The sequence below is a fragment of the Paenibacillus sp. FSL W8-1187 genome (assembly GCF_037965485.1).
Lineage (GTDB): Bacteria > Bacillota > Bacilli > Paenibacillales > Paenibacillaceae > Paenibacillus_O > Paenibacillus_O pasadenensis.
Genome location: NZ_CP150181.1, coordinates 112,731 through 120,000 on the forward strand (window position 1 = coordinate 112,731; position 7,270 = coordinate 120,000).

The 7,270-nt window shown below is 65.1% G+C and carries 10 protein-coding genes (1 of these 10 running past the window's edge); all 10 read left to right on the plus strand.

Annotation, left to right across the window (positions count from 1 at the left end):
* Positions 1 to 22 precede the first annotated feature (22 nt).
* Positions 23 to 1,648: an anthranilate synthase component I family protein gene (locus NYE40_RS00490; protein WP_339279151.1), complete on the plus strand. Its 1,626-nt coding sequence runs from the start codon at positions 23 to 25 to the stop codon at positions 1,646 to 1,648.
* A complete protein-coding gene (gene pabA, locus NYE40_RS00495; RefSeq protein ID WP_028598308.1) occupies positions 1,645 to 2,226 on the plus strand; it encodes an aminodeoxychorismate/anthranilate synthase component II in 582 nt (193 codons plus the stop codon). Before NYE40_RS00490 ends, pabA begins: the two co-directional genes overlap by 4 nt.
* Positions 2,223 to 3,119 carry an aminotransferase class IV gene (locus tag NYE40_RS00500; RefSeq protein WP_028598309.1) on the plus strand — a complete coding sequence of 299 codons (897 nt, stop codon included), beginning with the start codon at positions 2,223 to 2,225 and terminating at the stop codon, positions 3,117 to 3,119. Before pabA ends, NYE40_RS00500 begins: the two co-directional genes overlap by 4 nt.
* 45 nt (positions 3,120 to 3,164) lie before the next feature.
* Positions 3,165 to 4,031 (plus strand): dihydropteroate synthase, encoded by an 867-nt coding sequence (folP, locus tag NYE40_RS00505; protein WP_339279152.1) that lies wholly within the window; start codon positions 3,165 to 3,167, stop codon positions 4,029 to 4,031.
* Positions 4,032 to 4,035: 4 nt separating this feature from the next.
* A complete protein-coding gene (gene folB, locus NYE40_RS00510) occupies positions 4,036 to 4,422 on the plus strand; it encodes a dihydroneopterin aldolase (protein WP_028598311.1) in 387 nt (128 codons plus the stop codon).
* A complete protein-coding gene (gene folK, locus NYE40_RS00515; RefSeq protein ID WP_028598312.1) occupies positions 4,400 to 4,978 on the plus strand; it encodes a 2-amino-4-hydroxy-6-hydroxymethyldihydropteridine diphosphokinase in 579 nt (192 codons plus the stop codon). The genes folB and folK overlap by 23 nt, the downstream gene beginning before the upstream one ends.
* Positions 4,930 to 5,151, plus strand: a complete 222-nt coding sequence (locus tag NYE40_RS00520; protein WP_028598313.1) for a helix-turn-helix transcriptional regulator — start codon at positions 4,930 to 4,932, stop codon at positions 5,149 to 5,151. Before folK ends, NYE40_RS00520 begins: the two co-directional genes overlap by 49 nt.
* Positions 5,152 to 5,167: 16 nt before the next feature.
* Positions 5,168 to 6,163 carry a tRNA dihydrouridine synthase DusB gene (dusB, locus tag NYE40_RS00525; protein WP_339279153.1) on the plus strand — a complete coding sequence of 332 codons (996 nt, stop codon included), beginning with the start codon at positions 5,168 to 5,170 and terminating at the stop codon, positions 6,161 to 6,163.
* 278 nt (positions 6,164 to 6,441) lie between these two features.
* A complete protein-coding gene (gene greA / locus NYE40_RS00530) occupies positions 6,442 to 6,918 on the plus strand; it encodes a transcription elongation factor GreA (protein ID WP_028598315.1) in 477 nt (158 codons plus the stop codon).
* Positions 6,919 to 7,003: 85 nt separating this feature from the next.
* Positions 7,004 to 7,270, plus strand: the 5' end (the start) of a protein-coding gene (gene lysS / locus NYE40_RS00535; protein ID WP_339279154.1) for a lysine--tRNA ligase. It continues 1,251 nt past the right edge of the window; only the first 267 of its 1,518 coding nucleotides appear in the window; its start codon is at positions 7,004 to 7,006; the stop codon falls past the right edge of the window.

Genomic DNA, 7,270 nt, shown 5'->3' on the forward strand with positions numbered 1-7,270 from the left:
GAAGGCGAGGTAGGCGCAACGAATGAAGGGGAACATCTGCATCTCATGGGAGCAGTGGCAGGAATGGCTGCGAGACGGAACGAGCTACGCGTCGCTGCCGGTGCTGGCGCGAATGGACCTGCCGTACGGAGAAGCGCTGCCGGCTTCATGGGAGGCGGCATGGCACGAGCAGGAGCCGTATTCGATCCTGCTCGAAAGCGGCAAGACGGGCCGCTATACGTATCTGGGCCGGCAACCGGCGGCCGTGCTGCGGGCCAAGGGCGGCGAGGCGCAGGTATGGACGCGCAGCGCTGCCGGCGGCTACGAGCCGTCGCAGGCCATCGCCGCCGATCCGCTCGAGGCGGTGCGCCGCTGGATGGACGGGCGCAAGGCGCCGCGCCTGCCGGGCGGTCCGAAGTTCGCAGGCGGCATCGCCGGCTACTGGAGCTACGACGTGGCGCGCGCCATCGAGCGGCTGCCGGATCTGGCGGCCGATGACCTGGAGCTGCCCGAGGCGCTGTTCCTGCAGCTGGACGAGCTGTGGATCCATGACCGCGAGCAGCGCTGCGTTTATGCCGCCGTGCAGGCTCCCCTGGCCGCCCTGGCGGGCGAAGGCTCGGAGGCCGCCGCCGGCGAGGCGGCCCTCAGATTAGCCTACGACGCGGCTGCCGCCCGCGCGCTCGAGTTGCTGGAGCAATGGGCCGCCTGGGCTTCGTCGCCGGCTTCGCTGCATCATGCCGGCTCCCGCCGGGAGCTGCTGGAGCGGACGGAAGCGGGCGCCGAGCTTCCTTTCCCGGACGTTCCCGCGGATGCGACCAGTCCTTTTCCCCGCGAGCGGTACAAGGACGCCGTGCGCGCCATCCAGCGCTACATCGCGGCAGGCGACGTATTCCAGGTGAACCTTTCGCTGCGGCAGCAAAAAGCCATGGAAGCCTCGCCGGAGGAACTGTACGAATGGCTGCGCCTCATCAATCCGTCGCCGTACATGGGCCTGCTGCGGACGCCGGAATTCCAGCTCGTCTCCGCTTCGCCGGAGCTGCTCGTCGAGCTCGCGGACGGGAAGCTGTACACGCGGCCGATCGCCGGCACCCGCCGCCGCGGCCGCACGCCGGAGGAGGACGCCGAGCTGGAGCTCGAGCTGCGCACGAACGAAAAGGAGACGGCCGAGCATATCATGCTGGTCGACCTGGAGCGCAACGATCTCGGCCGGGTGTCCCGCTACGGCACCGTGCGCGTCGAGGAGCTGATGGTCGTGGAGCGCTACTCGCATGTGATGCATCTCGTCTCGCAGGTGAACGGGGAGCTCATGCCGGGCCGGGACGCGTTCGACGTCATGCGCGCCGTCTTCCCCGGGGGCACGATCACCGGAGCGCCCAAAATCCGCACGATGGAGATCATCGAGGAGCTCGAGCCGGTGCGCCGGGGGCCGTATACGGGCTCGATGGGCTGGATTGACTATAGCGGGGATATGGAATTTAATATTATTATCCGCACGATGGCGGTCAAGGACCGCGTCGCGCACATCCAGGCGGGCGCCGGCATCGTGATCGATTCCGATCCCGAGCGGGAATACCGCGAATCGATCAGCAAGGCAAGGGCGCTCTGGCGCGCCTTCCACTACGCCGGGCTGCACGGCTCGGCATCAATCGACAGGGGGATGGACGCATGATCCTGGTCATCGACAACTACGACTCCTTTACGTACAATCTGGTGCAGTATCTGGGAGAGCTCAAGCAAGACATCCTCGTCAAGCGCAACGACGAGATCACGCTGGACGAGATCGCCCAGCTCGCTCCGGACCACATCCTCATCTCTCCGGGGCCGTGCTCTCCCAACGAGGCGGGCATCAGCCTCGCGCTGATCGAGCGCTTCAAGGGCGAGATTCCGATCCTCGGCGTCTGCCTCGGCCATCAGGCGATCGGACAGGCATTCGGCGGCGAGGTCGTGCGCGCGGAGCGGCTCATGCACGGCAAGACCTCTCCGATCCACCATACGGGCCGGGGCGTGTTCCAAGGCCTGCCGTCCCCGTTCACGGCGACCCGCTACCACTCCCTCATCGTGCGCCGCGAGACGCTGCCGGACGAGCTGGAGATTACGGCCGAGACGGCCGAGGGAGAGATCATGGGGCTGCGCCACAAGCGCTACCCGGTGGAGGGCGTGCAGTTCCATCCCGAGTCGATCATCACCGAGAACGGCCTCTCCATGCTGCGTAGCTTCCTGGCGGAAAAGGCCCCGGCTTCGAAATGAAGATCGCCTATAACGGAGCCGTGGTGAGCGCCGGAGATGCCCGCATCTCGGCATTCGACCACGGCTTTTTGTATGGCATGGGCCTGTTCGAGACGTTCCGCACCTACGGCGGCAGGCCGTATTTGCTGGAGCGGCATCTGCGGCGGCTCGCCGAAGGCTGCCGGGAGCTGCGCATCCGGTACGAGCCGGACGCGGAGCGGCTGGAGGCGCTGATCCGCCGGACGGCGGAGGCGAACGGGCTGCCAGGCGACGCGTACGTGCGGCTGACCGTCTCCGCCGGAGACGGCGGCCTCGGCCTGCCGGCGGGGGATTACGAGGAGCCGCAGGAGCTCGTTATGGTCAAGCCGCTGCCGGCGGCCGCTCCCGGCTTGTACGAGCGGGGCCGGGAGCTGCGCCTGCTGCGGACTCCGCGCAATACGCCGGAGCTCGCCACGCGGCTGAAGTCGCTTCATTATATGAATTGCATCGCCGCCAAGCGGGAGCTGGCGGATACGGATGCGGCTCCGGGAGCCGAGGGCCTGATGCTGACCGCGGACGGCCGGCTCGCGGAAGGAATCGTCAGCAATCTGTTTTTTGTCGCAGACGGCGAAGTCCGCACGCCATCGCTCGACACGGGCATCCTGCCCGGCATCACGCGGGAGCGGGTGCTCGAGCTGGCGCAAGCCGCCGGTCATCCCGTCCGCGAGGGACGCTGGAGCTGGGAGGCGCTGCTGGAAGCCGACGAGGTGTGGACGACGAACTCGGTGCAGGAGCTCGTGCCGGTCACGACGCTGGCCGGATTGGACGGAGAGCCCGCACATCCGCGCGCCGGCCGCGCCGCCGGTCCGGTCGTCCGCGAGCTGCTGGCGCAGTATCGGGAGGACGCCGGCTCGCGGCCCTCTGCGGACACCTGAAAGAGCTGCAAATGAAGCCGCCGTCGGCGGCGAGGAGGCAAGCCTATGTATAGAAGACAACCGGAGCATGCCGTTCCTGAACGGAGCTACGAATGGGCGGACGGGACGAAGCTTGCCGTCGGGAGGCGGACGCTCGTCATGGGCATCCTCAACGCGACGCCGGATTCGTTCTCGGACGGCGGCCGGCATCACGAGGGAGACGCGGCGCTGGAGCATGCCCGGCTCATGGCGGAGCAGGGCGCGGACCTAATCGACGTCGGCGGCGAGTCGACGCGGCCGGGCTTCACGCCGGTGCCGCTCGAGGAGGAGATCCGCCGCGTCGTGCCGCTCATCCGGCGCCTGCGGACGGAGCTGCCGGAGCTGCCCCTCTCGATCGATACGTACAAGCCGGCGACGGCGCGCGCCGCGCTCGAGGCCGGCGCCCATATCATCAACGACATCTGGGGGCTGCGCGACGATCCCGAAATGGCGCGGGTGGCGGCCGAGTTCGGCTGTCCGGTCATCCTCAGCCACAACCGCGCGGCGCGCGACTACCGCGACCTGGTGCCGGACGTCATCGCCGATCTGCAGCGCAGCGTGGAGATCGCGCTGGCCGCAGGCGTGCGGGAGCGGGACATCTGGCTCGATCCGGGCATCGGCTTCGCCAAGACGCATGAAGACAACCTCGAGCTTATGGGCCGGCTGTCGGAGCTGTCGGAGCTCGGCTATCCGGTGCTGCTCGGCACGTCGCGCAAGCGGTTCATCCGCGATACGCTCGGCCTGCCTGTGGACGAGCTTGCCGAAGGCACGGCGGCGACGGTCGCGCTCGGCATCGCCCAGGGCTGCCAGATCATGCGCGTGCATGATGTCGGCGCGATCAAGCGCACGGCCGCAATGATGGACGCCATGGTCTACGAAAGGATGGGACGGTAATCGAATGGATACAATGACACTTACTGGCATGCGCTTCTACGGCTATCACGGCGTTTTCCCGGAGGAGAACAAGCTCGGCCAGCAGTTCCGCGTCGATCTCAGCCTCAAGCTGGACCTGGAAATGGCCGCCCGCACCGACGAGCTGGAGCACTCGATCAACTACGCCGAGCTGCATGCGCGGACCAAGCAGATCGTGGAAGGGCCGCCGTTCAAGCTGATCGAGGCGCTGGCCGGGCGTATTGCAACGGTGCTGCTGGACACTTATACTGGCATTAACGAATTGACCGTTCGCGTCACCAAGCCTAATCCTCCGTTCGAGATCTTCTTCGACGGAGTCGTCGTCGAACTGGTCCGAAAGCGGGATGAGCATGGACAAATCGTTCCCGCCTAGCGGGCCGGCCGCCGAAGCTCCGCGCGCAGCGGCTTGCTCCGCCTACATCGCGCTCGGCTCCAATCTCGGAGACCGTAGCGGGATGCTGGCGCGCGCGCTGCAGCTGCTCGACGCCTCGGACGGCATTTCCGTCGCCGACGTTTCCTGCGCCTACGAGACCGACCCGGTCGGATATGCCGATCAGCCGGCGTTTCTCAACATGGCGGCCCGCCTGTCGACGACGCTCGATCCGCTGGCGCTGCTGCGGCGGATGCTGGAGCTGGAGCTGGCGCTCGGACGGGTGCGGGAGTTCCGCAACGGCCCGCGCGTCATCGACCTCGACCTGCTGCTGCACGCCGATGCCCGCATCGATACGCCGGAGCTCGAGCTGCCTCATCCGCGGATGCTGGAGCGGGCGTTCGTGATGACGCCGCTGGCGGACGTGCTGGAGAAGGATCATCCCCTTCTGGAACGGGCCGAGGCGATGGCCGAGGCGGCATTACGGGAAGGAAAGGAAGGCATTGCCCGATGGAACACGATCAACTGGCGCAGCGGGTCCGCGCCTTCCGGAAGCTGAAAGGCTACACGCAGCAGGAGCTCGCCGACAAGCTGGACGTCTCGGTCGCCGTGCTCGGCTCGCTCGAGCGCGGCACGCGCAGGCCGGAGCCGAAGCTGCTGGCGCGCATCGCCGACACGCTCGGCATCGATTATGAAGAGTTGACGGCCGCGGCCAGCGGCGGTCTGCGATAGAAAAGAGGTAGGCAACATGCTTAAGATAGGCGATATCCAAATGAAGAACAATGTCGTGCTCGCGCCGATGGCCGGCGTCTGCAATCCGGCGTTCCGCCTGATCGCCAAGGAGTTCGGAACCGGGCTCGTCTGCGCGGAGATGGTGAGCGACAAGGCGATCGTGCACGGCAACAAGCGCACGCGCGAGATGCTGTTCGTGGATGAGCGCGAAAAGCCGCTCAGCCTGCAGATTTTCGGAGGCGACCGCGACTCGCTCGTGCAAGCAGCCAAAGTCGTCGACAAGGAGACCAACGCCGACATCATCGACATCAACATGGGCTGCCCGGTCCCTAAAGTGACCAAATGCGACGCCGGCGCGCGCTGGCTGCTCGATCCGAACAAGATCTACGACATGGTCAGCGCCGTCGTCGACGCCGTCCAGAAGCCGGTCACGGTCAAGATGCGCATCGGCTGGGACAGCGAGCATATCTTCGTCGTGGACAACGCGCTCGCGGTCGAGCGTGCAGGCGGCAAGGCGGTCAGCGTTCACGGCCGGACGCGCGAGCAGCTCTACACCGGACATGCGGACTGGAGCTATATCCGCCAGGTCAAGGAAGCGGTCGGCATCCCGGTCATCGGCAACGGCGACGTGAACTCGCCGGAGGATGCCAAGCGCATGATCGCCGAGACCGGCTGCGACGGCGTCATGATCGGACGCGCGGCGCTCGGCAACCCGTGGATGCTGTATCGTACGATCCATTACCTCACGCATGACGAGCTGCTTCCAGAGCCCAACGCCCAGGAGAAGATGGAGATCGCCATTCTTCATATGGACAGGCTCATTGCGCTCAAGGGCGAAGCGGTCGCCGTCCGCGAGATGCGCAAGCATCTGGCCTGGTACCTCAAGGGTCTCAAGGGCGCGGCCCGCATCAAGGACCACATCATGGAAGAAACGAGCCGGGACGTCATGGTCCGGATCCTCGAGAGCTATATCGAATCTCTCCGTCAGGAAGAAGCGGCGGCGGCGGTCTAGCGCCGCCGCTTCGGACTCGGAGTCCGTTCCGGCATCCGCCAGTCCTCCGAGCTTCAGAGGCGCCACGGGTGCTTTTTGCTTGGACAGGCGCAGGGCAAGGACGCCATGCGCTCGCATTGACACGCCGGGAGCAATTGCATATAATCTTGCAATATAATCCTGCACCGACTGTTCTTGGGGCCGTCCGGCGCGCGTTTGCGGCCCGGCTACCTCTTTCATGATCTGCGTGATCCATCAGCAGGGTGCCAAGCAAATACGCCACGACAGGAGAATCGGCAATGAGCGACAAAGAAGTGATTCTGACTCAGGACGGACTCAAGAGGCTTGAAGAGGAACTGGAGAATCTCAAATCGGTCAAACGCCGTGAAGTGGCCGAGCGGATCAAAGTCGCGATTGGATATGGCGATATCAGCGAGAACTCCGAGTATGAAGATGCCAAAAACGAGCAAGCTTTCATTGAAGGCCGCATTATTACGCTGGAAAAGATGCTTCGCAACGCGCGCATCATCAACAATGAGGATATCGGCGTCGACACGGTGAGCGTCGGCTCGATCGTGACGGTCGAGGACCTGGAGCTCGGCGACACGATGGAGTACACGATCGTCGGCACGGCCGAGTCCGATCCGCTTCAGAACAAGATCTCCAACGAGAGCCCGCTCGGCAGGGCGATTCTCGGCAAGAAGAAGGGTACGACCGTGGAAGTAAGCGTTCCTGCTGGCGCCATTCAGTACCGTATCGTAGACATCAAGAAATAAGCGGCTCCTACAACCGATCGGCAAGCACAAGCTTCCTAAATGTTAGGGAGCTTTTTTATGGATAAGGGCAACGACAAGGAGATGAATGGAATTGAATCAGGAAAACGGCACGGTGGAAACACAGGAGCAGGACCTCAGCGAGCTGCTGCGCATTCGGCGCGCGAAGCTCGACGAGCTGCGCGATCTGGGGGTCGATCCGTTCGGCGCGAAGTTCGAGCGCAGCGCGACCGCGGGCGGAATCGCCTCCGCCTACGGCGATCTGAGCAAGGAGGAGCTGGAGGAGAAGGCGATTCAGGTGAGCTTGGCGGGCCGCATCATGCAGAAGCGCGGCATGGGCAAGGCGGCATTTGCC

What these genes read in the sequence shown, in the direction of transcription:
- NYE40_RS00490 (WP_339279151.1), top strand. Translation starts at nt 23, where the DNA reads ATGAAGGGGAACATCTGCATCTCATGGGAGCAGTGGCAGGAATGGCTG.
- NYE40_RS00500 (WP_028598309.1), top strand. Translation starts at nt 2,223, where the DNA reads ATGAAGATCGCCTATAACGGAGCCGTGGTGAGCGCCGGAGATGCCCGC.
- folK (WP_028598312.1), top strand. Translation starts at nt 4,400, where the DNA reads ATGGACAAATCGTTCCCGCCTAGCGGGCCGGCCGCCGAAGCTCCGCGC.
- greA (WP_028598315.1), top strand. Translation starts at nt 6,442, where the DNA reads ATGAGCGACAAAGAAGTGATTCTGACTCAGGACGGACTCAAGAGGCTT.
- pabA (WP_028598308.1), top strand. Translation starts at nt 1,645, where the DNA reads ATGATCCTGGTCATCGACAACTACGACTCCTTTACGTACAATCTGGTG.
- folP (WP_339279152.1), top strand. Translation starts at nt 3,165, where the DNA reads ATGTATAGAAGACAACCGGAGCATGCCGTTCCTGAACGGAGCTACGAA.
- NYE40_RS00520 (WP_028598313.1), top strand. Translation starts at nt 4,930, where the DNA reads ATGGAACACGATCAACTGGCGCAGCGGGTCCGCGCCTTCCGGAAGCTG.
- folB (WP_028598311.1), top strand. Translation starts at nt 4,036, where the DNA reads ATGGATACAATGACACTTACTGGCATGCGCTTCTACGGCTATCACGGC.
- dusB (WP_339279153.1), top strand. Translation starts at nt 5,168, where the DNA reads ATGCTTAAGATAGGCGATATCCAAATGAAGAACAATGTCGTGCTCGCG.